General features: G+C 72.1%; 20 protein-coding genes. 13 read left to right on the top strand and 7 right to left on the bottom strand.

The features are described from left to right. Nucleotides 1-14: 14 nt before the first annotated feature. Nucleotides 15-968, top strand: a complete 954-nt coding sequence (locus HD597_RS53320; protein WP_253755536.1) for an NAD-dependent epimerase/dehydratase family protein — start codon at nucleotides 15-17, stop codon at nucleotides 966-968. A gap of 47 nt (nucleotides 969-1015) precedes the next feature. On the opposite strand, the gene HD597_RS53315 is transcribed toward HD597_RS53320, so the two are convergent. From HD597_RS53315 to HD597_RS53295, 5 genes are read right to left on the bottom strand one after another with little or no spacing between them, the layout of a single operon-like run. Next, the gene (locus tag HD597_RS53315) at nucleotides 1016-2302 is read right to left on the bottom strand and encodes an ABC transporter substrate-binding protein (protein WP_253755534.1); all 1287 of its coding nucleotides are present in this window, start codon (nucleotides 2300-2302) and stop codon (nucleotides 1016-1018) included. A gap of 5 nt (nucleotides 2303-2307) precedes the next feature. Beyond that, nucleotides 2308-3306: a branched-chain amino acid ABC transporter permease gene (locus tag HD597_RS53310; RefSeq protein ID WP_253755532.1), complete on the bottom strand. Its 999-nt coding sequence runs from the start codon at nucleotides 3304-3306 to the stop codon at nucleotides 2308-2310. Further along, on the bottom strand, nucleotides 3303-4184 hold the full coding sequence (locus HD597_RS53305) for a branched-chain amino acid ABC transporter permease (protein ID WP_253755530.1): 882 nt from the start codon (nucleotides 4182-4184) through the stop codon (nucleotides 3303-3305). The genes HD597_RS53310 and HD597_RS53305 overlap by 4 nt, the downstream gene beginning before the upstream one ends. 4 nt (nucleotides 4185-4188) lie before the next feature. Then, nucleotides 4189-4905, bottom strand: a complete 717-nt coding sequence (locus HD597_RS53300) for an ABC transporter ATP-binding protein (protein ID WP_253755528.1) — start codon at nucleotides 4903-4905, stop codon at nucleotides 4189-4191. Then, entirely contained in the window at nucleotides 4902-5660 is a 759-nt protein-coding gene (locus HD597_RS53295; RefSeq protein WP_253755526.1) for an ABC transporter ATP-binding protein, read from the bottom strand. The genes HD597_RS53300 and HD597_RS53295 overlap by 4 nt, the downstream gene beginning before the upstream one ends. Nucleotides 5661-5837: 177 nt before the next feature. On the opposite strand from HD597_RS53295, the gene HD597_RS53290 reads away from it, so the two are divergent. Together HD597_RS53290 and HD597_RS53285 are read left to right on the top strand one after the other, a co-directional pair. Further along, nucleotides 5838-7181 carry a PucR family transcriptional regulator gene (locus HD597_RS53290; protein WP_253755523.1) on the top strand — a complete coding sequence of 448 codons (1344 nt, stop codon included), beginning with the start codon at nucleotides 5838-5840 and terminating at the stop codon, nucleotides 7179-7181. Then, nucleotides 7168-8649: a long-chain-fatty-acid--CoA ligase gene (locus HD597_RS53285; protein ID WP_253755521.1), complete on the top strand. Its 1482-nt coding sequence runs from the start codon at nucleotides 7168-7170 to the stop codon at nucleotides 8647-8649. The genes HD597_RS53290 and HD597_RS53285 overlap by 14 nt, the downstream gene beginning before the upstream one ends. On the opposite strand, the gene HD597_RS53280 is transcribed toward HD597_RS53285, so the two are convergent. Both HD597_RS53280 and HD597_RS53275 read right to left on the bottom strand, forming a co-directional pair. Beyond that, on the bottom strand, nucleotides 8627-11107 hold the full coding sequence (locus tag HD597_RS53280; RefSeq protein ID WP_253755519.1) for a M20/M25/M40 family metallo-hydrolase: 2481 nt from the start codon (nucleotides 11105-11107) through the stop codon (nucleotides 8627-8629). The two genes, HD597_RS53285 and HD597_RS53280, sit on opposite strands and share 23 nt — an antisense overlap. Before the next feature lie 72 nt (nucleotides 11108-11179). Continuing rightward, nucleotides 11180-13513 (bottom strand): glycoside hydrolase family 2 protein, encoded by a 2334-nt coding sequence (locus HD597_RS53275; protein ID WP_253755517.1) that lies wholly within the window; start codon nucleotides 13511-13513, stop codon nucleotides 11180-11182. A 224-nt stretch (nucleotides 13514-13737) separates the two neighbouring features. Here HD597_RS53275 and HD597_RS53270 point away from each other — a divergent pair, with 224 nt between their 5' ends. The 10 genes from HD597_RS53270 to HD597_RS53225 are packed head-to-tail and all read left to right on the top strand — an operon-like array spanning nucleotide 13738 to nucleotide 23939. Further along, a complete protein-coding gene (locus tag HD597_RS53270) occupies nucleotides 13738-15060 on the top strand; it encodes an ABC transporter substrate-binding protein (protein ID WP_253755515.1) in 1323 nt (440 codons plus the stop codon). A 2-nt stretch (nucleotides 15061-15062) separates the two neighbouring features. After that, nucleotides 15063-15983, top strand: coding sequence for a carbohydrate ABC transporter permease (locus HD597_RS53265; RefSeq protein ID WP_253755513.1), 921 nt, complete (start codon nucleotides 15063-15065; stop codon nucleotides 15981-15983). Next, a complete protein-coding gene (locus HD597_RS53260) occupies nucleotides 15980-16807 on the top strand; it encodes a carbohydrate ABC transporter permease (protein WP_253755510.1) in 828 nt (275 codons plus the stop codon). Before HD597_RS53265 ends, HD597_RS53260 begins: the two co-directional genes overlap by 4 nt. A 25-nt stretch (nucleotides 16808-16832) precedes the next feature. Next, nucleotides 16833-17858: a LacI family DNA-binding transcriptional regulator gene (locus tag HD597_RS53255; RefSeq protein WP_253755508.1), complete on the top strand. Its 1026-nt coding sequence runs from the start codon at nucleotides 16833-16835 to the stop codon at nucleotides 17856-17858. Nucleotides 17859-17906: 48 nt separating this feature from the next. Next, a complete protein-coding gene (locus tag HD597_RS53250) occupies nucleotides 17907-18656 on the top strand; it encodes a sulfite exporter TauE/SafE family protein (RefSeq protein ID WP_253755506.1) in 750 nt (249 codons plus the stop codon). Between the two features lie 41 nt (nucleotides 18657-18697). Continuing rightward, nucleotides 18698-20224: an ABC transporter substrate-binding protein gene (locus tag HD597_RS53245; protein WP_253755504.1), complete on the top strand. Its 1527-nt coding sequence runs from the start codon at nucleotides 18698-18700 to the stop codon at nucleotides 20222-20224. 46 nt (nucleotides 20225-20270) lie between these two features. Continuing rightward, on the top strand, nucleotides 20271-21215 hold the full coding sequence (locus HD597_RS53240; protein WP_253755502.1) for an ABC transporter permease: 945 nt from the start codon (nucleotides 20271-20273) through the stop codon (nucleotides 21213-21215). Continuing rightward, complete coding sequence (locus HD597_RS53235; RefSeq protein WP_253755500.1) at nucleotides 21212-21994, top strand: ABC transporter permease subunit; 783 nt, start codon at nucleotides 21212-21214, stop codon at nucleotides 21992-21994. The genes HD597_RS53240 and HD597_RS53235 overlap by 4 nt, the downstream gene beginning before the upstream one ends. Continuing rightward, a complete protein-coding gene (locus HD597_RS53230; protein WP_253755498.1) occupies nucleotides 21991-23418 on the top strand; it encodes an ABC transporter ATP-binding protein in 1428 nt (475 codons plus the stop codon). Before HD597_RS53235 ends, HD597_RS53230 begins: the two co-directional genes overlap by 4 nt. Then, complete coding sequence (locus tag HD597_RS53225; RefSeq protein WP_253755496.1) at nucleotides 23415-23939, top strand: GNAT family N-acetyltransferase; 525 nt, start codon at nucleotides 23415-23417, stop codon at nucleotides 23937-23939. The genes HD597_RS53230 and HD597_RS53225 overlap by 4 nt, the downstream gene beginning before the upstream one ends. Nucleotides 23940-23981: the final 42 nt, after the last annotated feature.

The raw sequence follows: 23981 nt of genomic DNA, 5'->3' as shown, positions 1-23981 counted from the left end.
GTTACGCTGAGCCCATGCGTGTTGTGGTGATCGGCGGCAGTGGACATATCGGGACGTATCTCATCCCCCGCCTGGTCGCGGCCGGGCATGAGGTCGTCAACGTGAGCCGGGGGAAGCGGGAGCCGTACACGCCTCACGGCGCGTGGCAGCGGGTCGCCACCGTCGTCGCCGACCGGGAGGCCGAGGAGGCGGACGGCACCTTCGGGCGGCGGATCGCCGGGCTCGGCGGCGACGTGGTCATCGACCTCATCTGCTTCACCGAGGCGAGCGCCCGGGCGATCGCCGACGCGCTCGCCGGCCGGGTGCGGCAGTTCCTGCACTGCGGGACGATCTGGGTGCACGGGCCGAGCGCGCAGGTGCCGACGACCGAGGCTGCCAGGCGGACGCCGTTCGGCGAGTACGGCGTCCAGAAGGCGGCCATCGAGGCTCACCTGCTCGACCGGGCCCACCGCGAGGGGTTCCCCGTCACGATCATCCATCCGGGGCACATCACCGGGCCCGGGTGGGTGCCGGTGAACCCGGCCGGGAACGTCAACCCCGAGGTGTTCCAGCAGCTCGCCGAGGGGAGCGAGGTCGCGCTGCCCAACCTGGGCATGGAGACCGTGCAGCACGTGCACGCCGACGACGTCGCGCGGCTGTTCATGGACGCCATGGCCGCCCCGTCCGCGGCCGTCGGCGAGAGCTTCCACTCCGTCGCCACCACCGCCCTGACGTTGCGCGGGTTCGCCGAGGCGGTGGCGGGATGGTTCGGGCAGGAGGCGCGGCTGGCGTTCCTGCCATGGGAGGAGTGGAAGGCCACGGTGCCGGAGTTCGACGCGAAGCTCACCTACGACCACATCCTGCACAGCCCGCACTGCAGCATGGAGAAGGCCGAGCGGCTGCTGGGGCACCGGCCCCGGTACACCTCGCTGGAGGCCGTCTCCGAGGCGGTCGACTGGCTGGTACGGGCGGGGACCGTCAAGCCCTGAGGCCGGGGACCGTCAAGCCCTGAGGCCGGGGTCCCCGGTCCGTCACGTCAGCCGCCCAGCGGGCCGAACTCCTTGCGGGTGTCGATCACGTCCCCGAACAGCTCCCACCGCTCTCCCTTGAACGTCATGAGCTGCATCGACTCGATCGGGAACCCGTCCCCCTGCGCGGTGTCCAGCGTCACCCCGGGCAGCAGCATGTCCACCTTCACCCCCTTGAGGTTGCGCACGGAGTCGCGCAGGCCCTCGCGGGTCGGGCAGGCCGCCGCCTCCATGGCCTTGTGGAAGCTGCTGGCCGCCGCCCAGCCGAAGGTGTGGTACGGCACGTTGGCGTCGGCCCCGGGCGCGTACTGCTGCATCTTCTGCTTGTAGAGCTGCATCTCGGCGTCGTTCGCCCACGTCGGGTCGTTCGGGTCCTTGTAGTACGTGGCCGACACGACCCCCTGCACGTTCGCGAACCCGACCGGCTTGAGCACCGTGATGGAGGCGGCGACGTTGTTGACGATGTGCAGCGGGTTCCACTTCGTGTTCTTGGCGTCGGCGGCCAGCGCCTGGGAGCCGAACTTCGGCGTGGTGATGTTGAGGAAGACGTCGGCCTTGGAGTCGGCGAGGTTGCGCATCTGCGGGTCGATGCTGGGGTCGGTGACCTCGTAGCTCTGCTCGGCCACGACCTGCACCTGGGTGCCTTCGAGAGCGCGCTTGAAGCCGCCGAACAGGTCCTTGCCGAAGTCGTCGTTCTGGTAGAGCACGGCGACCTTGGCGTCCGGCTTCTCCTTCTTCAGGTAGGCCGCGTAGACGCGGGCCTCGGAGATGTAGTTGGGCTGCCAGCCGATCGTCCACGGGTGGGCGGTGTCGGTGCCCCAGATGGAGGCGCCGGTGGCCACGAAGACCTGCGGCACCTTGCGCTGGTTGGTGTAGTCCCAGGTGGCGGCGGTGGAGGGGGTGCCGAGCGTCTGGAACAGGGCGAAGACCTGCTCCTGCTCCACCAGCCTGCGGGCCTCCTCGACGGCCTTGGGCGGCGAGTAGCCGTCGTCGCGGACGACGAACTCGACCTTGCGCCCGCCGATGCCGCCCTTCTCGGCGTTGACGTAGTCGAAGTAGGCCTTGATGCCCTTGGGGATGTCCCCGTAGGCGGAGGCGGGGCCGGACAGCGGGTAGATGCCGCCCAGCTTGATGCTCGAGTCGGTGATGCCGGTGGTCTGCTGCCCCGCGCACTGGCCTCCCGCCGCGGCCGTGCCGCCGGTGCCCGTGCCGGTTCCGTCGGAACCCGAGCGCCCCCCGCATGCGGCGACGGCGAGCAGGAGCAGCGCCGTGCAACCGATCGCTGAAACTCGCATCCCTCTTACTCCTTCCGGGGAATCTTCTTGATCAAGCGCCCGGCCAGACCGGCCAGCCCCGTCGGGGCCACGTACATCACCGCGATGATCAGCAGGCCGAAGATGACGCCGGGCGCCGCGTCGTTGACGTCCTGAGAGATGCTCGGCACGAACATGACGAACAACCCGCCGAGCACGGGTCCGGACAACGAGCCGAGCCCGCCGACGACCAGGCCGGCCAGCAAGGTGATCGACAGGTTCACGGTGAACGAGTCCGGTGAGACGAACCCGATCACCCACGTGTAGACACACCCCGCCGCCCCGGCGAACATGGCGCTCCAGGCGAACGCGAGCGTCTTGTAGAACGACAGCCGCACCCCCATGACCTCGGCCGCCGTCTCGTTGTCCCTGAGCGCGTGCAGGGCCCGGCCCACCCGCGAGCGCAGCAGCGAGGCGGCCAGCAGGAACGCCACGACGGCGACGGCCAGCGTGAGGAAGTACAGCCACTGGTCCTCGGCCAGCCCGCTCCACGCGGGTGGCGCGGGCTTGGCCAGCGTCAGGCCCATGGAGCCGCCGGTCAGCTCCTCGAACCGCTTCAGCAGCGGAACGAGGAAGATCGCGATGGCGAGCGTCACGAGCGCCAGGTACAGGCCGCGCAGCCGCATGGCCGGCACGCCGAGCGCGAGGCCGAGCACGAACGCCACCGCCGCCGCGAGGGGCAGGGTCAGCGGGTACGGCAACGCCCAGTGATCCATCAGGATGGCGGCGGTGTACGCGCCCACGGCGAAGAAGGCGCCGTGACCGAGCGAGATCTGCCCCGCGTGGCCGACGAGGAGGTTGAGCCCGAGCAGCGCCACCGCGTACACCAGCACCATCGTGAGCTGGAAGACGTGGAAGGGGACGAGCTGGAAGGGTGCGTAGATCGCGGCGGCCAGGAGCAGGCCGAGGCCGGCCCACCGCCAGTCGAGCCTCCTGCGCTCCTTCACCGGCGCCGGCTTCACCTCGATCTTGCTGTCAAGACTCATGCCCGCTCCACCGCCGCCCGTCCGAAGAGCCCCTGGGGCCGCAGCAGCAGCACACCGAGGATGATCACCAGCGGCACTCCCACCTTGAGGTCGGAGCCGATGAAGCCGACGTAGGCCCCGGCGAGCGTCTCGGCGACGCCCACGACCAGCCCGCCGACGACCGCGCCGAGCGGGCTGTCGAAGCCGCCGAGCGTGGCGGCGGCGAAGGCGTAGATGAGAACGCCGCCCATCATGTTCGGCTCCAGGAACAGCAGCGGCGCCACGAGCACCCCGGACACGGCGCCCACGGTGGCGGCCAGGCCCCAGCCGAGCGCGAGCGTGCGGCCCACGCGGATGCCGACCAGCCGGGCGGAGGCGGGGTTCGTGGCCACGGCCCGCATGCCGAGCCCGATCTTGGTGTACTGGAAGAGCAGGTACAGCAGCCCCATGACCAGCCCCACCACGCCGAGCACGCCCAGCGTGGAGAAGCTGACGCTGATCCCCACCGCCTCCAGCGCGCCGCCGGGGAACGGGTTCGGGAAGTCCTTGATGAGGAACGTCCAGATCCAGCCGGCGGCGGCGTTGACGAAGATGAACAGCCCGACGGTGACGATCACGATGGTCAGCTCGGGAGCGCCCTCGACCGGCCTGATGATCACCCGTTCGATGAGCATGCCGCCGGCGAACGACACGGCCAGCGTCACCACCAGCGCCAGCCAGAACGGCATGCCGGCGGCCACGCACTGCCAGGCGATGTAGGTCGAGAACATGGCCAGCTCGCCCTGGGCGAAGTTGACGATCCCGGTGAACTGATAGATCAGCACCAGGGCCAGCGCCAGGCTGGCGTAGATGGCGCCCGCGCCGAGCCCCTCGACGACCTGCTGCAGGAATCCGGCCATCGCGCTACACCCGGTACCCGAGGTAGGACTGGGCGACCTGCTCGTCGGCCCGGATCTCCTCGGCCGTGCCCGACAGCACGATCCGCCCGGTCTCCAGGACGTGCGCCTGCTGGGCGACGCCCAGGGCGAGATGGGCGTTCTGCTCGACGACGACCACGGTGGTCTGCTCCTCTTCGTTGATGGTCTGGACGATGCGGAACAGCTCCCGGGTGACGAGCGGGGCCAGGCCCAGCGACGGCTCGTCGAGCAGCAGCATCCGGGGGCGCAGCATGAGGGCCCGGCCGAGGGCCAGCATCTGCTGCTCGCCGCCGCTGAGGCTGCCGGCGGCCTGCTTGAGGCGCTTCTTCAGGACCGGGAAGTACTGGTAGATGCGTTCGAGGTCGTCGTGCACGGCCGGGCCGCGCCGCACGTACGCGCCGAGCCGGAGGTTCTCCTCCACGGTCAGCGGCATGAACGTGCCGCGGCCCTCGGGCACGTGGGCGACGCCGAGGCGGGCGACGGCGTCGGGCGAGCGGCCGGCCAGGGAGACGCCGCCGAGCGTGATCGTGCCGCGGGTCCTGACCATGCCGGACAGGGCGCGCAGCAGCGTGGTCTTGCCGGCGCCGTTGGGGCCGAGGATCGCGCAGACCTCGCCCTCCTTCACGGTGAAGCGCACGCCGTGCAGCACCTGCGCGTCGCCGTAACCGGCGACCAGGTTCTCCACCACCAGGTCCGCGCTCATGCCGCCGTCCCCAGGTACGCCTCGATCACGGCCGGGTCGCGCTGGACCTCTTCCGGGGGCCCTTCGGCGATCTTGCGGCCGAAGTCGAGGCAGACGATGCGCTCGCAGATGCCCATGACGAACCCCATGTGGTGCTCGACCACGATGACCGTCAGGCCGTACTCGGTGCGGATCGACTCCAGCGTGCCCGCGAACTCCTCCACCTCCGCCGCGTTCAGCCCGTTGACCGGCTCGTCGAGGAGCAGCAGCCGGGGGCGGGCGATGAGCGCGCGGGCCAGCTCGACCCGCTTGAGGGTGCCGAACGGCAGCCCGGTCGCCGGGTGCGCGGCCACCTGGGTCAGCCCCAGCCGTTCCAGCAGGGCGTCGGCCTCGGCGCGCAGCTCGCGTTCCTCGCGGCCCACGCCCGGCAGCCTCAGCCCGGCGGAGAAGAAGCCGGCGCGGCCCCTGTGGTGCGCGCCGACCAGCACGTTGTCGCGTACGGACAGGCGGGGGAACAGGCCCAGGTTCTGGAAGGTCCTGGCGATGCCGAGCCCGACGACGGCGTGCGGCGCCACGGCGACCAGGTCCTTGCCCTCGTACGTGATCGTCCCGGACTGCGGGGTGTAGCGCCGGGTCAGGCAGTTGAACAGGGTGGTCTTGCCGGCGCCGTTCGGCCCGATGAGCCCCACCATCTCCACGCCCGCCACCCCGAACCCCACGCCGTCCAGCGCGGTGATGCCGCCGAAGCGAACGGTAAGATCGTGTACCTCCAGCATCCGGCCTCCTGGAGAACAATGTTCTGAATTGGGCTCAGCGTAGGATCCGCTCGTCAAGGGCCGCATTGGGCACGGTGACCCAAGATGTTTCTGGCGAGTTGTCCTCTGAGCACAGGCTGGGTCTCATCCCGGTTACAACCCGTTGACCGTGCGGCAATGGCCATGGATCATCCCGGCATGTCCACTGGTTCGAGCACCGTGGAAGCCGCCGTACGCGCGGAACGCACACGCATCCTGTCCGGGTTGCTCGGCGACCTCCAGGAGCTGGCCGACGTCGCGGTCACGACGATGCGGGAGGAGATCCCCGCCTACGACGCCATGGGCGCGGCCTTCCACGCCGACGTGCGGGACCAGGTGGTCAAGCACTACCGGGCCAAGCTGGGCGTGCTCCTGGAGGACCGGACGGTGACGTTCGAGGACATCTCGTTCACCCGTCGCGCCGCCATGCGCCGCGCCAGGGCGGGCGTGGCGCTGGCCGACTACATCAACGCCTTCCGGGTCGGGCAGCAGGTGTTCTGGGAGGCCGTGGTCGAGCGGGCCGGGCACACCTACGCCGGGCGCGAGGCCGCGCTGTCGCTGGCGACGCCGCTGATGCGCTACTGCGACTTCGCCAGCACGCACGCGGCGAACGCGTACATGGAGTTCCAGCAGTACGCGGCGGCGGAGGCGGTGCGCGAGACCCGCGACCTGCTGGAGACGCTGCTGGCCGGGTGCGCGCCCACGCGGGGCAGGGAGGTGGCCGCGGCGCAGGCGCACGGCCTGGGCCAGGACGCGCGCACGCCGCTGCTCGTGGTGACCGCGGTGCTGGCCGGGGCGGCGGCCGATCCCGAGGACGCCCGGCATTCGGCGTGCGCGGCCATCGCCAGGATCGCCGGGAACGGCACCCGTACGCTGTCGGTCGTGCGCAGGTCGGAGATCGTCGCCATCCCCGTGCTCGGCCCCGGCACGGGGCCGGAGGAGCTGTGCGACCGGCTGCAGGGCGTGGTGGAGAGCCTGGCCGTCGAGGGCGTCAGGCTCGCCATGGGCGTCAGCACCGTCGCGGCGGGCGCCGCGCAGATCCCGCAGGCCTACCAGGAGGCCAGGGCCGTGCTGGACTTCGTGCCCGAGGAGGGCGGCGTGGCGGCGCTGCCCAGGATCACGCCCTTCCAGTACCTGGCGCTCAAGGCCGACGACACCGCCCGCAACCTGGTCGATCCGCGCATCACGTCCTTGTTGTCCGAGGACCGGGCGCGCGGCGGCGTGCTGACGGCCACGATCAGGGCGTTCGCCGCCGCGGACCTGAACCTGCGAACCGCCGCCGAACGCCTCCAGATCCACCCGAACACCGCGCAGTACCGCATGCGCCGCATCCAGGAGCGCACCGGGCGCAGCCTGCGCTCCATCAACGATCTGGTGGAGCTGCTCGTCGCCATCGCGCTGCATGATGCCCTGCCCACCAATGCCGGGCGGGAAAGACTGGCCGCCGCGACCAATGAGAGCCGTGGGATCTCGGACGTACGGTCATTCCATGAACCTCGCTGACCGGCTCCACACCGCCGCTGCCCGGCTCGGCGGCAGAGCGGTTCTCACGCTGGACGAGGCGCAGCTCACCTACGGCACCCTCGACGAACTGAGCGCCCGCCTGGCGGGCCTGCTGCGGTGCCGCGGGATCGGCCCCGGCGACCGGGTCGCGATCATGTTGCCGAACGTGCCGGAGTTCGGCGTCGTCTACTACGGGGTGCTGCGGGTCGGGGCCGTGGTGGTCCCGCTGGACCCGCTGCTGAAGCGGCGCGAGATCGCCGCGTACCTGGGGGACTGCGGGGCGCGGCTGCTGATCGCCTGGCACGCGTTCGCCGAGACGGCGGAGGCGGGCTCGGCGGGCACCGACTGCTTCTTCGTGGTGCCGGGAGAGTTCAGGCGGCTGCTGCGGGGCGTCGCGGCCGAGCGCGAGATCGCCGACCTGGAGCCCGACGACACCGCGGTCGTGCACTACACCTCCGGCACCACCGGCCGCCCCAAGGGCATCGAGCTCACCCACGCGAACCTGGGGGGCAACGCCGCCACCGTGGCCCGCATGCACGCGCTCGGCGTGGACGACGTCGTGCTCGGCGCGCTGCCGCTCTACCACACCTTCGGCCAGACCTGCTCGCTCAACGCGACCGTGCACGCGGGCGCCCGGCTGACGCTGCTGGGCCGTTTCGACCCGGGGCGGGCCCTTGAGGTCATCCGGCGGGACGGGGTGACGGTCTTCCAGGGCGTGCCGACCATGTTCATCGCGTTGCTCGACCATCCCGGCGCCTCCGACATGTCGATGCTGCGGGTCTGCGCCTCCGGCGGGGCGGCGCTGCCGCTGGACGTGCTGCGGGCCTACGAGGCCAGGTTCGGCTGCGAGATCGTCGAGGGGTACGGGCTCAGCGAGACCTCCCCCGTCGCCGCGACCAACCGGGGCGGCTCGCACCGCAGGCCTGGCTCCATCGGCTGGCCCATCAGGGGCGTCGAGATGAAGGTCGTCGGCGACGACGGCCGCGAGCTGCCCGCCGGCGAGATCGGCGAGATCGTGGTGCGCGGCCCCAACGTGATGAAGGGCTACTGGAACGACCCGGCGGCCACGGCCGAGGTGATCCGCGACGGCTGGTTCCACACCGGCGACCTCGGGCGGGTGGACGGCGACGGCTACTTCTTCCTGGTGGACCGCCGCCGCGACGTGATCATCCGCGGCGGCTACACCGTCTACCCGCGCGAGGTCGAGGAGGTGCTCTACGAGCACCCGGCGGTGCGGCAGGCGGCCGTGTTCGGCGTGCCGCACCCCGGGCTGGGCGAGGAGATCGAGGCCGTGGTGGCGCTGCGCGCGCCCGTGACCGGCGAGGAACTGCGCGACTTCGTACGGGAGCGGGTGGCGGCGTACAAGTACCCCCGTCACGTGTCGTTCGTGGACGAGCTGCCGATGAGCCCCACCGGCAAGATCCTCAAGCGGGCCCTGCCCCGGCTCAGAGCCGGTACGTACGGGTGATCGCCACCAGGCCGCCGTCCTCGCGGGTGGCGGCCACCAGGCCCTGGGGCATGGGCGTGAAGCCGGGCACGGCCGCGAAGCCGTCCCGCTCACCGATCGCCGTCACCCGCAGCCCGCCCGCGCCCGCCCCCGCCGCGCCCGCGCCGTCCGCCTTCGCCTCGCCCGCCGCCCTTGCCGCGCCCGAGCCCGCCGCCCCTGTCGCGCCCGAGCCCGCCGCCTCTGTCGCGCCCGCCACCCGGATGGTGATCTCCGCGCCGTCCTGCGGGATGCCGCGGAAGCGCACCTCGCCCGGCCAGGTGTTCGCGCGGGCGCCGGTGACGGGGACGGTCACGGGCCGCATGCCCGCGGCCCTGGCGCTCGCCTCGACGATCGGCCGCTCGACGCGGAGCGTGAGCGAGCGCGCGCCCCTGCCCGCGGTGACCCGCAGCCGGTAGGTGTCGCCGTCCTTGCCCACCACGCGGACCCGCGGCCCGTCCACGTCCACCGCCGGCGCGCGGCCGGTCCACAGGTCGCCGCGGGCGTAGCCGGGCGGCAGGAACGCGGTGTCGCGGCCCGAGACGTACCTCTTCGTCCAGTCGGACGGGTCGAGGTCGGCGCTGACCCAGCCGGCCGTCCTGGTGTCGGCGTCCATCACGTACGCCAGGTGCGTACGCCGCGGGTTGGCCGCGTCGAAACCGTCCAGCGCCAGCCCGGCGGGCACCAGCGCCACCGCGAGGGCGGCGGCGGCCAGCGGCGCCCCGAACGTGACCGGCCGCCCGACCGGCCGCTGCGGCTCCGGCAGCCACAACTCGACGACAGGCAGGGCCGTCAGCGCGAACAGCGCCAGCGCCGCCGCGCTCACCCCGCCGAGCGCGAGCCCCATCCCGTCGAACGCCGTCAGCGCCAGCCCGGGCAACAACGCCGCCCCTGGGAAGAGGCCGGCCGTCACCGCCACCACCCGCCACACCGTGCCGCCCGGCATCCACCGAGCCGCCTGCGGGCCCGTGCCGCCCTTCTCCCCCTGCCGCGTCGAGCCGCGCGGCAGGAGCAGCGCGGTCAGGCCGCCGAGGGCGGCGAACAGCGCGGGCAGCGCGAACATGAACGACGCTCCCGGCGCGCTCCAGGCGCACACCACGCCCAGCAGCGCCGGCCAGACGAGCGCCCCGACGGCCAGCGCGGCGGGCCCGACCCTGCGCCGCAGCACCAGGTACCAGCCCAGCACCGCCAGCCCGGCCAGCACCGCCACGGCCGCGCGGAACGCGTCGGGCCGGTGCAGCAGCCCGCCCATCCCGGAGTAGTCGGGCCGCATGGCCACCAGCACCTCCCACAGCCCCTGCGCCAGCACCCCCGCCAGCACGACCGGCACGACCGCCGACACCGCGCCGGCCAGCATCCGCACCGGCCCGGCCACCCGCCGCCGCCACGCCACCAGCCCCAGCCCGGCGACCGCGGCCACGGCGAGCCCGGCCAGCGGCCACACCAGCGCCTCCGGGTAGGTGATCATGACTCCGAAGAGCCGGAAGTAGCTGACGTCGTGGCCGGCGGCCAGCCCGGGCAGGTCGGCGCCGCCGAGCGCGCGGGCCAGGGCCAGCATGTTCGTCCCGTGGTGCTGGAGGCTGCCCCTGTTCAGCTGGGCGAGCGAGTCGTCGGCCGTGTGGTAGCGCGAGGACTCCTGGATGTAGGCGAAGTTCATGCCGGTGAACCCGGCCGCGGTCATCGGCGTGAAGTCCGTGTTGTTCGGCAGCAGCCGGTAGAGCTCGACCATCATGGAGTCGCCCCGCGGGTACGGCACGGCGCCGGCGAACAGCTCGACCAGCCCGGCGTTGTCCCGCGACGTCTCGAACATCAGTGACGGCCCGCTGACCCCGCGCGCCTCCCAGTTCAGCAGCACGCCGCCCTTGCCGCCGAGCGGATGCTCCCTGACGAACGCCTCGGCGCCGAGCACGCCGTCCTCCTCGCCGTCCGTCATCAGGAACACCAGGTCGTTGCGGAGCTTCGTGTCGCCCAGCGCCCGTACGGTCTCCAGCATCGCCGCCACGGCGGCGGCGTCGTCCGACGCGCCGGGGCCCATCGCGGCGGAGTCGTAGTGGGCGGCGATCACCACCGTCCCGGTCGGGTCGGTGCCGCGGCGGGTGGCCACGACGTTGTCCACCTGCCCGAACGCCGCCAGCCCCGTCGAGGAGTTCGCCCCCACGGCCTGCTGCACCCGCACGTCCAGCCCGGCCTCGCGTAGCTGCCCGGCCAGGTAGTCCCGGGCCTGCGCACTCGCCTGGCTGCCGATCGGCCGCGGGCGGGTGGCGAACGCCCTCAGGTGACGCAGGGCCCGCCCGGCGCTGAACTCGGCGGCCGGCGCCGAGGCGGGCAGCGGCTGCATGGTGCTGTCGGACATGGCGGTCAGCACGATCACGGCGGCCACCGCCAGCAGAGCCGACACCCCCGCCAGGACGCGGCGGGGGACGTCGAACAACTTTCCCATCATGATCCGGAACGCTAGGTTTCCGGCCCGTGCGGCCGGAATGATGCGCGTACCCGGATCAGGCTGCGGTTTTCCTCAGCTCTCGTTCACGCAGCGCAGCACCGGATACGAGGTGAGCGCCGCCGGGTCGAGCTCCTTGTCCGTCGTGACGTGGAAGGTCACGCTCTCCCCCGGCAGCAGCGTGACGAGCTGGTCGTCCACGCTCGCGTCCGGGTCGAGCCGGTCGGGGAAGAGGGCCAGGTCGCGCAGGACGGTCCCGGCGGTGACGGTGACGGCGTACCCGCCCGGCTCCCGTTCCGTGAAGGCGGCGGCCTCGGCCCGCGGGTACCCCATGTCCGGGTCCTCGGCGAGCGCGAACACCACCCGCTCGTCCCCCAGCCTGGCCGTCAGCAGCCGGGCGCCCGGGTCCTCGGGCGGGCTGACGCGCACGGTCGCGCGGGCGGACACGGTGACCTGCTCCTCGCGTCCGGCCAGGGCCCGGCCCGACAGGTCGAGCGCGGCCAGCTCCAGCAGGCCGGACCACTCCTCGTCCGTGTCGTTGACCAGCACGACCTCGGCGCCGAGCCGGGTGATCAGGCGGTCGGCGAACGAGCGGCGCAGCGCGTACCACAGGGGCTTCCTGCGGCCCGCGCCGTCCACGGCGGCCCAGGAGGTGACCGGCCAGCAGTCGTTGAGCTGCCAGACGACCGTGCCCATGCAGTACGGCATCAGCGCCCTGAAGCGCTGCACCCCGAACGCCATCGCGCGGGCCTGGTTGAGCTGCGTCCAGTAGTGCCAGTCGTCGAAGGTCCGCGGCTCCGGCAGGTGCCCGCGCAACCCCTTCAGCAGCTTGGCCTGCCCGCCGGGGGCCTTCTGGTGCGAGGAGTCCGGCGTGAGCGGCTCGTCGGAGGAGGCGGCGCGCAGCGTGGCGTACGTCGGCGGCCCCTGGTAGCCGAACTCGGCCACGAAGCGCGGCGTGTAGTCGGCGTAGTGCTGGTAGCCCAGGTCGCCGCCCCACACGGTCCAGATGTGCACGGTCCCGGTCGAGGGGTCGCGCACGTCGCGGTCGGGGGCGCCCGAGTACGGGCTGCCCGGCCAGTACGGCCGCGTGGGGTCCAGCTCGGCGACGACGGACGGCAGCACGTCGTGGTAGAACCCGGCGCCCCAGCTCCTGCCGCCCAGGGGCTCGCGCCAGTCCCAGTGCTGGTGCCCCTCGATGTTCTCGTTGTTGCCGCACCACAGCACCAGGCTGGGGTGGGCGGACAGGCGGGCCACGTTGTCGCGGGCCTCCGCCTCCACCTCCGAGCGGAACGGCTCCTCCTCGGGGTAGGCCGAGCAGGCGAACGGGAAGTCCTGCCAGACCATCAGGCCCAGGCGGTCGGCCAGGCCGTAGAACTCCTCCGACTCGTACACGCCGCCGCCCCAGACGCGCAGCGCGTTGGCGCCGGTGCCGGTGGCCTGGTCGAAGCGCTCGGCCAGGCGGGCGGGGGTGACCCTGGCGGGGAAGCAGTCGTCGGGGATCCAGTTGAAGCCGCGAACGTACACCGGCTTGCCGTTGACGACCAGGCGGAAGGCGTCGGTGTCCAGCTCGACCGTGCGGAAGCCGATCTCGCGCCGCCACTCGTCCGAGCCGGCGCGCACGGTGAGCGCGTACAGCGGCTGCGCGCCGTGCCCGCGCGGCCACCACCGCTCGGCGTGCGGAACGTCCAGGCGCAGCACGGTCTCGCTCTGGCCCTGCTCCAGCTTGGTCTCGACGCTGACGCCGGCCACGTCGGCGGTGACGGTGACCGGCGCGTCGCCGGTGCGCTCGACGCGCACGTGCACGTCCACGCCGTCGCCGCGCACCAGCGGGCGCACCTCGGCCAGGCGGGCGCCGGACCAGGAGCTCAGGCCGATGGGCCGCCAGATCCCGCTGGTGACCAGCGTCGGCCCCCAGTCCCAGCCGAAGTTGCAGGCCATCTTGCGGATGAACGCGTACGGCTCGTCGTAGGGGCCGGGCCGCTCCCCGTGCCGGGCCTGCTGCTCCTCGGCGTAGGCGTACGGCGCGCGGAAGCGCACCTCCAGCCGGTTCTCGCCGTCCCGCAGCAGCTCGCGCGCCGGGAACCGGTAGGTGCGGTGCATGTTGGCGGTGCCGCCCAGCTCGTGCCCGTTCAGCAGGACGGTCGCGACCGTGTCGAGGCCCTCGCAGAGGAGGTCGGTGCGCTCGTGGCCGTCGTCGTGCCAGTCGAAGGCGGTCTCGTAGATCCAGTCCGTGCGGCCGATCCAGCCGAGCCGGGTCTCGTTGTCGTCGCGGTAGGGGTCCTCGATCAGCCCAGCGGCGAGCAGGTCGGTGTGCACGCTGCCCGGCACGGCCGCCGGGATCGCGGCGGGCCCGTGCGGGGCCTCGCCGTCTGCTCGCAGGGTCCAGCCGTCGTGCAACGCACGGTACACGTGATACTCCCAACTAAACCGGGTAAGCCAGCCAGACTGTACGGCTACGCCGCTCAGCAGGTCAACACCGCTCCCCGCTTTATGTAACGGTTAAGCAACATAGCCGCAATCCGCCTTTACACCGCACACAGAAACGGCAGACGATCGCGTCCACTCGAACTGAAGCGCTTTAGTTCCTCATCGCGCCCGCCCTTGCCGCGCGAAACCCCCTGAGGACGGAGACCATGGACATGCAACGTAGAGCACTCGCCGGCGCCACGCTGGTCTCGGTGTTCCTGATCGCGGCCTGCGGCGGCGGCACCAGCACCGGCGGGCCCTCTGCCAGCGCTTCCGCACCCGCCGACCCCGCCAAGGCCACCGGCGAGATCACCGTGCTGACCAACAGGACCGACATGGTGACCGACGGAACGCTGGCGAAGTACGCCGCCGAGTTCAACAAGACCCACCCCGGAATCAAGGTCAAGTTCGACGGCATCACCGATTACGAGGGCGAAGTCAAAATCCGGATGAACACCGAGAACTACGGTGACGTCCTGCTCATCCCCACCACCATCAGCCCCGACGACTATCCCAAGTTCTTCAGCGCGCTCGGCCCCGCCGCCGAACTGAGCAAGAAATACCAGTTCACCCAGAAGGGCACGGTCGACGGCACCGTCTACGGCCTGACCTCCTTCGGCGTGGTCAACGGCTTCGTCTACAACAAGGACCTGTGGACCAGGGCCGGGATCACGCAGTGGCCGAAGACGCCCGACGAGTTCCTCACGGCCCTGCAGGCGGTCAAGGACAAGACGGGGGCGATCCCGTACTACACGAACTACAAGGACGGCTGGCCGCTGAGCGGCTGGCAGGGCGCGCTCGGCACGATCAGCTGCGACCCCGCGGCCAACGACAAGCTGGCCACCTCCCAGAACCCCTGGGCCGCCGGCAGCGACCTGAACGTCTCCGACAAGCTGCTGTTCGACATCGTCAGCCGCAAGCTCGCCGAGCCCGACCCGACCACCACGAACTGGGAGGACTCCAAGGGCCTGCTCGCCCGCGGCGAGATCTCCAGCATGTTCCTCGGCTCCTGGTCGATCGCGCAGATGCGGGACGCGGCGGAGAAGGCCGGCAAGAGCCCCGACAGCATCGGCTACCTGCCCTTCCCTGCGCAGGCGAACGGCAGGTTCTGCGCCCCCACCACGCCCGACTACGTCTACGCGATCAACAAGCACTCCGGACAGCAGCAGGCGGCGCGCGCCTGGGTGGACTGGGTGCTCGACAAGTCCACCTTCGCCGCGGACATCCAGGGCATCTCCAGCGTGCGCGGCGCGCCGCTGCCGAGCGCGCTCAAGCCGTTCGAGGAGCAGGGCGTGCAGTTCTTCGAGCTGTCCCAGGCCGAGTCCGGCAAGGTGACGACGATCGACAACGCCGCCGAGGTGGGCCTGACCAAGCCGGAATACCGGCAGAAGCTGGTGGACATCGCCCGCGGGGCGGCCAAGGGCGATCTGGACGGCAGCTTCGCCGAACTGGCCGAGAAGTGGGCCGGTGCCGTGGCGCTCGGCGGCTGAGCATGGTCCGCACCTCGGAGCGCACGACCCGGCCCGCACCACCGGCACGGCACGCCGCGGCGCCGCCGCGCCGGTGGCCGCGGGTCACCCCCTGGCTGTACCTGGCCGTCCCGCTGATCATGCTGGGCACGTTCACGTACGTGCCGGTGGTGAGCATGATCTCCTACAGTTTCACCGACTGGGACGGCGTCAGCCCCGACCGCACCTACGTGGGCCTGGACAACTACCTGCGGCTCTTCACCCGGCCCGAGCTCTTCTCCGTCTTCGCCACCAGCCTGTTCTACCTGGTCGCCGCGCTGCTGCAGATCGCGCTGGCGCTCTACTTCGCGGCCGTGCTGAGCTTCCGGACGCGGCTGCGCAACTTCTTCAAGGGCGTCATCTTCTTCCCCTACCTGCTGAACGGCGTCGCGGTCGCGTTCGTCTTCCTCTACCTGTTCCAGCCGGGCGGCACGCTCGACCAGGTGCTCAGGCTGGTGGGCATCGACGCGGAGATCCTCTGGCTGGGCAACCCGGACCTGGCCAACGTGTCGCTGTCGGGGGTGTCGATCTGGCGCTTCATGGGCCTGAACTTCGTGCTCTTCCTCGGCGCCATCCAGTCGGTGCCGTCGGAGCTGCACGAGGCCGCCACGCTCGACGGCGCCAGCCGGCCGCAGATCCTGTGGCACATCATCATCCCGAGCATCAGGCCGATCATCAGCCTGAGCCTCATCCTGGGCGTGTCGGGGTCGCTGTCGGTCTTCGAGATCCCGTACATCATGACCGGCGGCTCGGGCGAGACCAAGACGTTCGTCATCCAGACCGTGAAGCTGGCCTTCCAGTTCAACAAGACCGGGCTGGCCTCGGCGGCGGCCGTGGTGCTGCTGGTCATCATCCTGCTGATCACCTGGGTGCAGCGGCGCGTCGTACCGGAGGAGAAGCCATGACAGCGCGCCTTTCCCTGACGGCGCTGAAGTACCTGTCGCTGGCCGCCGCGGCGGCGGTCGTGGTGCTGCCGCTGCTGACGATGTTCAGCACGTCGTTCAAGACGCCGGAGGAGATGGCCGGGGGCGACATCCTGGCGCTGCCCGCGAGCTGGTTCAACTTCGAGAACTACCGCATCGCCTTCGAGAACGGGAACATGCTGGCGGCCTTCGGCAACACCGCCTTCATCCTGCTGTTCTCGATCACCGGGACCATTCTCATCGGGTCCATGGCCGCGTACGCGATCGACCGTTTCGCCTTCCGCCTGAAGAAGCTCGTGGTCGCGCTCTTCCTGGTGGCCACGCTGGTGCCCGGGGTGACCACGCAGGTGGCCACGTTCGAGGTGATCGACGCGTTCGGGCTGTTCGACACCCGGTGGGGGCCGATCCTGCTCTTCATGGGCACCGACATCGTGGCCATCTACATTTTCCTGCAGTTCATCAGGAACATTCCGGTCTCGCTCGACGAGGCCGCCAGGATGGACGGCGCGACCTCGTTCACCATCTACCGGAAGGTCATCCTGCCGCTGCTCAAGCCGGCCATCGCGACGGTCGTCATCATCAAGGGGATCACCGTCTACAACGAGTTCTACATCCCGTTCCTGTACATGCCGTCGGAGGAGCTGGGCGTCATCTCCACCTCGCTCTTCCGGTTCAAGGGGCCGTTCGGCGCGCATTGGGAGGTCATTTCCGCGGGCGCGGTGCTGGTGATTCTGCCGACCCTGGCCATTTTCCTGGCGTTGCAGCGCTTCGTTTACAACGGATTCACCGCCGGGGCGACGAAGTGAGCCCGGCCGAACCTACGATGAGCCCGTGAAGCGGCTGACGATCAGCGACATCGCGGAGCGGGCAGGGGTGTCGATCGGCGCGGTCTCCTTCGCGCTGAACGGCCGGCCCGGGGTCTCCGAGGCCACCCGGCAGCGCATCCTGGCGATCGCGGCCGAGATGGGCTGGCGGCCCAACGCCGCCGCCAGGGGGCTGTCGGAGTCGCGGGCCCACACCGTGGGGCTGGTCCTGGCCCGCAGCGCCGACACGCTGGGCGTGGAGCCGTTCTTCATGAAGTTCATCGCGGGCGTGGAGAGCGAGCTGGCGCTCACGCGTACGGCGCTGCTGCTGCAGGTCGTGCCCGACCACGCCCGCTCGATCGAGGCCGTCAACGACTGGTGGGCCGAGCGGCGGGTGGACGGGCTGATCGTCATGGACCTGTGGGCGCGTGACGCGCGGCTGCCGGTGCTGGAGTCGATGGGCCTCCCCGCGGTGCTGGTCGGCCGGCCGCGGCCCGGCGGCATGCCCGCCCGGTGGAGCGCCGTGTGGAGCGACGACGCGGCCGCGGTGACCGAGGCGGTGGACTTCCTGGTCGGGCTCGGTCACCGGCGCATCGCGCGGGTCGCCGGGCTGCCCGCGCTGGAGCACACGCAGGTCCGCACGGCGGCCTTCCACGCCGCCATGGAGCGGCACGGCCTGTCGCCGGTCGCCGTCGTCGACACCGACTACACCTGGGCGGCGGGGGCGCGGGCCACCCGCGAGCTGCTCGCCGCCGCCGACCGGCCGACGGCCATCACGTACGACAACGACGTGATGGCGACGGCGGGGGTGAGCGTCGCCCGGCAGCTCGGCGTGGGGGTGCCGCAGGAGCTGTCGATCGTGGCGGGTGACGACTCGCAGCTCTGCGAGATGGTCTTCCCGACGCTGACCGCCCTGTCCAGGGACGTGCAGGCGTACGGGGTGCACACGGCGCGCACGCTGGTGAGCCTGCTCGACGGGGGCTCGCCCGGCTCGTTCCAGGACACGACGGCCCGGCTCGTGGCCAGGGAGAGCACCGGGCCGAATCTCATATAGCGGTACGATTCGTCTTACGACTCAAGACATGCCCTAGAGTCGCACGGCATGACACCTTGGGAGATGGTCGCGGTGCTCGCGGCCGGCGTCGCGGGCGGAGCCATCAACACCGTCGTCGGGTCCGGATCGCTGATCACGTTTCCCACGCTGCTCGCGGTGGGCCTGCCGCCGATCACGGCCAACGTCTCCAACAACATCGGGCTGGTCCCCGGCGGGCTGACCGGAGTCGCGGGTTACCGCGAGGAGCTGAAGGGCCAGCGCGACCGGCTGCTGCGGCTGGCGCCGGCGTCCGTGGCCGGCGCGCTGGCGGGCGGGCTGCTGCTGCTCAACCTGCCGGAGAGCACGTTCACCGCGGTCGTGGTCGTGCTCATCGCGATGTCCTGCACGCTCGTCGTGATCCAGCCCCGGCTCAGCCGCGCGCTGGCCGACCGGCCCCGGCGCGCGCACGGCGGCCCGTGGCTCTGGCTGGGCGCGCTCGCGGCGGGCGCGTACGGCGGCTACTTCGGCGCCGGGCAGGGCATCCTGCTCATCGGCCTGATGGGCATCCTCATCGACGAGGAGCTGCAGCGCGTCAACGCGGCCAAGAACGTGCTCGTCGTGCTGGTCAACGGCACGGCCGCCATCCTCTACACGCTCGTCGCCGACGTGGACTGGACGGCGGTGCTGCTGGTGGCGACGGGCTCGATGGCGGGCGGGTTCCTCGGCGCGCGGCTGGGCCGCAGGCTGCCGGCCCCGATCCTGCGCGGCGTGATCGTATGCATCGGCGTGGTGGCGATTGTGAAGCTCCTCACCGAGTGAGGGGATTGCGCCACAAATGAAAATCGTTACCATTGTCGGACATGCGCCTAGATCGTCGTGCCTTCCTGTCCGCCGCCGCCGCTGTGGCCCTGGCCGGCTGCGCGGCCCAGCCCACCGGCGGCAGCGCCTCCTCCCAGCCCAGGAGAGGCGGCAGGCTGCGGGCCGCGTTCGCCGGCGGCGGCGCGCAGGAGAGCCTGGACCCGCACCTGGCCAACCTCTTCCTGGAGGCCTCGCGGTCCAAGGCCATGTTCGACAAGCTCGCCGACTACGGCACCGACGTGTCGATCGTGCCGCGCCTGGCCTCCCGCTGGGAGTCCGACGCCGAGCTGACCACCTGGCGGATCACGCTGCGTGAGGCCGCCTTCCACGACGGCAAGCCGGTACGCGCCGCCGACGTGCTCCACAGCTACGCGCGCATCGCGGACGAGAAGCGCACCTTCCGTGCCAAGGCCAACCTCGCCCTCATCGACCTGAGGAACAGCCGCGCCGTCGACGACCGCACGGTCGAGTTCCGCCTGAAGCGGCCCTACGCGGAGTTCCCCAACGTGCTGGCCGCCTTCGGCGCCTACATCGTGCCCGAGGGCGCCGACGAGTTCAGCAGGCCCGTCGGGTCGGGGCCGTTCACGTTCGGCTCGTTCCAGCCGGGGCGCTCGCTGCTGCTCAAGCGCAACCCCGGCTACTGGGACGGCGCCCCGTACGTGGACGAGCTCGAATACCTGATCGCGGGCGAGGAGTCGGCGCGGGTGAACGCCGTGCTCGGCGGCCAGGCCGACTACGCGCACGACCTCACCCCCGCCACCGCCCGCACCCACGAGGCCGGCGGCAGGATGTCGATCATCCGGCTCAACAACAGCGGCATGCAGGCGTTCGCGATGAAGGTGGACCGGCCGCCCTTCGACGACCCGCGGCTCCGCAAGGCCATGTTCCTGCTGGCCGACCGCTCGCAACTGATCGACAGCGTGCTGGGCGGCGCCGGGCAGGTGGGCAACGACCTGTTCGGCAAGGACTACCTCTACTACGCCGCCGACATCCCGCAGCGCACCCCCGACCTGGAGCAGGCACGGTGGCTGATCGACAAGGCCGGGGCGAAGGGGATGAAGATCCAGCTCGACACGTCGGCGGCGGCCAGCGGCTTCCTGGAGGCGGCCGGCGTCTTCGCCGACCAGGCGCGGCAGGCCGGGCTGGAGGTGAGCGCCAAGGTCGGCAACAAGGACACGTACTGGGCCGACGTGCTGAACAAGGGCACCATCTGCTGCTACCGCTCCGGGGCCATGCCCATCGAGACCCATCTCTCGCAGCGCCTGCTCACGAACTCCACCACGAACGCCACCAAGTGGGCCCGCCCCGAGTTCGACGCCCTCTACGACCAGGCGGTGGCCAGCCCCGACGAGGCCAGGCGGCGCGGGATCTACCAGGACATGCAGCGCACGCTGCACGCCGAGGGCGGCTTCCTCATCTGGGGCTTCGCCGACTGGCTGCTCGGCACCTCTCCCAGGCTGCGCGGCGTCGCCAACGCCCCCGCCAACACGCTCGACTGGGCCCGCTTCGACAAGGTGTGGCTGGCGTGAGCACGGCCCGCGTCCGCCACGGCCACGGCCACGGGGTGTGTTTCACGTGAACCTGGCCCGTTACGCGATGCGGCGGCTGCTGCTCGGCGTGGCACAGGTCGTCGCGGTGGCCTCGCTCGTCTTCGTGCTGACGGAGGCGCTGCCCGGCGACGCCGCCGTCGTGCTGGCAGGCGACATCCCCGACGAGGAGCGCATCGCGCAGCTCCGCGCCGCCCTGGAGCTGGACCGGCCGGCGGTCGAGCGGTGGGCGGGCTGGCTGGCGGGGCTGGCGCGCGGCGACCTGGGCGTCTCGCTGGTGTCCGGGCGGCCGGTGGCCGGCGTGCTGGCCGACGGCCTGCCGCCCACGCTCGTGCTGGCCGGGCTCACGCTGCTGCTGCTCGTCCCCGTCGCCGTCGCGGCCGGGGTGGTCGCGGCCGTGCGGCAGGGCGGCCTGCTGGACCGGGTGCTCACCACCGTGACCGTCGGGCTGTACTCGATCCCCGAGTTCGCGCTCGGGGTGGTGCTCGTCGCGGTGTTCGCGGTGCGGCTCGGCTGGTTCCCGCCGACGGCGGTCGGCGCACCCCCGAACCTGCTGGAGCAGCCGGCCCTGCTGGTGCTGCCGCTGGTGGTGCTGCTGGCCAGGCCGGTCTGCTCGATCAGCCGCCTGGTACGGGCCGGCATGGTGGACGCGCTGGGCTCCGGCTACGTCGCCCATGCCCGGCGGCTCGGCCTGTCCCCCTGGCGGGTACGGCTGGCGCACGCGCTGCCGAACGCCCTGGCCCCCGGCGTGCAGCAGCTCGCCAGGACCACGGACTGGCTGCTCGGCGGCGTGATCGTGGTGGAGTCCGTGTTCGTGATCCCCGGGCTCGGCACGCTGTTGAACGACTCGGTGTCGGCCAGGGACATCCCGGTGATCCAGGCGTTGTGCGTGGTGTTCGCGACCACCACCGTGGTCGTGAACCTGGCCGCCGACCTGGGGGCGTACCGGCTGGCTCCCGGGAGCGCGCGGTGAGGGGGCGGCATGCGACCGGAGTGGTGCTGCTGGCCGTGCCGCTGGTGCTCGCGCTGGCCGGGCCATGGCTGGCGGGGGCGCCGGAGCCGCGCGGGGTGTCCTTCTCCGCCGGCGGCCCGCTCGGCACCGACTTCGTCGGGCGGGACGTGTGGGAGCAGGTGCTGCTCGGCGGGAGGTCCGTCGTCGTGGTCGCGGTGCTGGCGACGCTGCTCGCGTACGCGGCCGGGGTGCCGCTGGGGCTGCTGGCGGGACTGGCGGCGGCGCCGGCCGGGCGGCGGTGGCTGGACGAGGTGCTGATGCGGCCGCTGGACCTGCTGCTGGCGGTGCCGTCCCTGCTGCTGCTCGTCATGCTGGCCGCGCTGCTCTCGCCGGGGCCGGCCGCGCTGGTGGCGATCGTGGGGCTGATCGGGCTGCCGGAGGTCGTGCGGATCTCCCGGGCGGCGGCGTTGCGGGCGGCCGGCAGCACCGCGATGGAGGCCCTGCGGCTGCAGGGGGAGACGTGGTGGCGGCGGGCCGTCGGCTACGCCGGGCGGTCGATGCTCACCACGCTGGTGGCCGACGTGGGCGTGCGCCTGGTCGGGGCGCTGTACCTGGTGGCGTCGGCCAGCTTCCTGGGCGTCGGCCTCGCGCCGGACGCCAGCGACTGGGCGGTCATGGTGGACCGCAACAGGACCGGGTTGTTCCTGCAGCCGTGGGCGGTGGTGGTGCCCGCCCTGCTGATCGTGGCCCTGTCGGTGGGGCTGAACCTGACCTTCGACCGGGCGGCGGTGCGCCGGTGATCCTCAAGGTGTCCGGGCTGCGGGCCGAGGCCGGCGGGCGCGCGCTGGTGTCCGGGGTGTCCCTGGAACTGGCGGCGGGTGAGGTGCTCGCGCTGGTGGGCGCCTCGGGCAGCGGCAAGACGACCACGGGGCTGGCGCTGCTCGGCGAGCACGCGCCCGGGGTGCGGGTCTCGGGCGAGGTGTGGCGGGCTCCGGGGGCGGTGGCGTACGTGCCGCAGCACCCGTCCGGCGTGCTGAACCCGGTGCGCCGGGTGGGCGGCGTCCTGCGGGAGATCGCCCGAGCCCAGGAAGCGGAGGAACGGCGGCACGACCGGGACCCGGAGGGACGGCGGCGCGGCCGGGCGGGCTCGCGGCAGGCCGAGGAGCGGGTGCGGGAGGCCGCGCGGCGGGCGCGGCTGCCGATCGAGCTGCTGCGGCGCTACCCGCACCAGCTCTCGGGCGGCCAGCAGCAACGCGTCGTGCTGGCGCAGGCGCTGCTGCTCGACCCGGTCCTGATCGTCGCCGACGAGCCGACGACCGGCCAGGACGGGCTCATCCGCGCCGAGGTCATCGAGGAGTTCCGGGGGCTGCGCGCCCAGGGCGTCGCGCTCGTGCTGCTCAGCCACGACCTGGCCATGGTGCGCGCGCTGGCCGACCGGGTGGCGGTGATGCACGAGGGCCGCGTCGTCGAGTCCGGCCCGGCCGCCGTCGTCCTGGACGCGCCCCGCCACGACTACACCCGCCGCCTCCTCGCCACCCGCCTCCCTCCGCGCGCCCGCACCCCGGCAGGCGCCGCACCACCGCTCCTCGACGTGCGGGACCTGGTGGCCGGGCACCGCCGTACCCCCGTGCTCGACGGCGTGAGCCTGAGCGCCGCCGCCGGCGAGTGCGTGGCCGTGCTGGGCAGGTCGGGCAGCGGCAAGACCACGCTGGCCCGCTGCGTGGCCGGGCTGCACCGCCCCACCTCGGGCGCCGTGACGCTGGACGGCCGGCCGCTCCCCCGGCGCCTGCCCGCCAGGGCCCGCGACGTCCAGTACGTCTTCCAGGACGCCCGCGCCTCCTTCGACCCGTACCGGAGCGTGTCGGCCCAGGTCGCCCGCACCGCCGTACGGCTGCGCGGCGCCGCACCGCAGGAGGCGGCCGCTGCGGCCCGGCTCATGCTGGCGCGCGCCGGCCTGGACGAGCGCACGGCTGCCCGCCGGCCGGCCGAGCTGTCGGGCGGCGAGCTCCAGCGGGCCGCGCTCGCCCGCGCCCTGCTCGCCGAGCCGAAGGTGCTCATCTGCGACGAGATCACCTCCGGCCTGGACGCGCTCGTGCAGGCGTCCATCCTCGACCTGCTCGACGAGCTGCGCCGCGACCTCGGCCTCACCCTGCTGCTCATCAGCCACGACATGGACGTCGTCGCCAGACTCGCCGACCGCGTCCTGGAACTGGAGAGGACATGACCGCCTACACCGTCGGGCCCGCCGCGCCACGCCACCTGGAGGGCGCGCGCCGGGTCATGCTCGACACGTTCTACCGCGAGTTCGGCTACGGCTACCGTCCCGAGTGGCACTGGGACGTGATCGACCTGGTGGGCACGTACCTGCGGCCCGAGCGCCACACGCTGGTCGTGGCGCTGCACGGCGAGGAGGTGGTCGGCACCACGGCCGTGCGCGCGGGCGGCCCGAAGAGCCCGCCGCATCCGGAGTGGCTGGGCCGGCTCTACCCGGACGCGGGCACGGCGCAGCTCTTCCGCGTGTACGTGGACCCGGGCCATCGCAGGCGCGGCCTGGCCCGCGAGATGGTCGCCCAGGCGCGCCGGTTCGTCGCCGATGCCGGTTACCACGCGCTCTACCTGCACACGGACACCCGGGTGGAGGGGGCGGAGAAGTTCTGGAGCTCGGTGGCGGAGCCCGTGTTCGACGGCCGTGACGGCGACCCGGAGCACTTCCAGACCGTGCACTTCGAGATCGCCTTGTCATAGGTTTCCGCTACGCTCACCGATGATCATCCCCCGGTGAGAGGC

Origin of the sequence: Nonomuraea thailandensis (genome assembly GCF_024172165.1) — a bacterium.
In the GTDB taxonomy this organism is placed as follows: domain Bacteria; phylum Actinomycetota; class Actinomycetes; order Streptosporangiales; family Streptosporangiaceae; genus Nonomuraea; species Nonomuraea thailandensis.
Note: the sequence above shows the minus strand (reverse complement) of the source record. Positions and strands in the feature narration are given on the sequence as shown.

Bases quoted from the DNA above. Each gene is read 5' to 3' on its own strand.
- HD597_RS53320 (WP_253755536.1), top strand. From the start codon at position 15: ATGCGTGTTGTGGTGATCGGCGGCAGTGGACATATCGGGACGTATCTC.
- HD597_RS53315 (WP_253755534.1), bottom strand. From the start codon at position 2,302: ATGCGAGTTTCAGCGATCGGTTGCACGGCGCTGCTCCTGCTCGCCGTC.
- HD597_RS53310 (WP_253755532.1), bottom strand. From the start codon at position 3,306: ATGAGTCTTGACAGCAAGATCGAGGTGAAGCCGGCGCCGGTGAAGGAG.
- HD597_RS53305 (WP_253755530.1), bottom strand. From the start codon at position 4,184: ATGGCCGGATTCCTGCAGCAGGTCGTCGAGGGGCTCGGCGCGGGCGCC.
- HD597_RS53300 (WP_253755528.1), bottom strand. From the start codon at position 4,905: ATGAGCGCGGACCTGGTGGTGGAGAACCTGGTCGCCGGTTACGGCGAC.
- HD597_RS53295 (WP_253755526.1), bottom strand. From the start codon at position 5,660: ATGCTGGAGGTACACGATCTTACCGTTCGCTTCGGCGGCATCACCGCG.
- HD597_RS53290 (WP_253755523.1), top strand. From the start codon at position 5,838: ATGTCCACTGGTTCGAGCACCGTGGAAGCCGCCGTACGCGCGGAACGC.
- HD597_RS53285 (WP_253755521.1), top strand. From the start codon at position 7,168: ATGAACCTCGCTGACCGGCTCCACACCGCCGCTGCCCGGCTCGGCGGC.
- HD597_RS53280 (WP_253755519.1), bottom strand. From the start codon at position 11,107: ATGATGGGAAAGTTGTTCGACGTCCCCCGCCGCGTCCTGGCGGGGGTG.
- HD597_RS53270 (WP_253755515.1), top strand. From the start codon at position 13,738: ATGGACATGCAACGTAGAGCACTCGCCGGCGCCACGCTGGTCTCGGTG.
- HD597_RS53265 (WP_253755513.1), top strand. From the start codon at position 15,063: ATGGTCCGCACCTCGGAGCGCACGACCCGGCCCGCACCACCGGCACGG.
- HD597_RS53260 (WP_253755510.1), top strand. From the start codon at position 15,980: ATGACAGCGCGCCTTTCCCTGACGGCGCTGAAGTACCTGTCGCTGGCC.
- HD597_RS53250 (WP_253755506.1), top strand. From the start codon at position 17,907: ATGACACCTTGGGAGATGGTCGCGGTGCTCGCGGCCGGCGTCGCGGGC.
- HD597_RS53245 (WP_253755504.1), top strand. From the start codon at position 18,698: ATGCGCCTAGATCGTCGTGCCTTCCTGTCCGCCGCCGCCGCTGTGGCC.
- HD597_RS53225 (WP_253755496.1), top strand. From the start codon at position 23,415: ATGACCGCCTACACCGTCGGGCCCGCCGCGCCACGCCACCTGGAGGGC.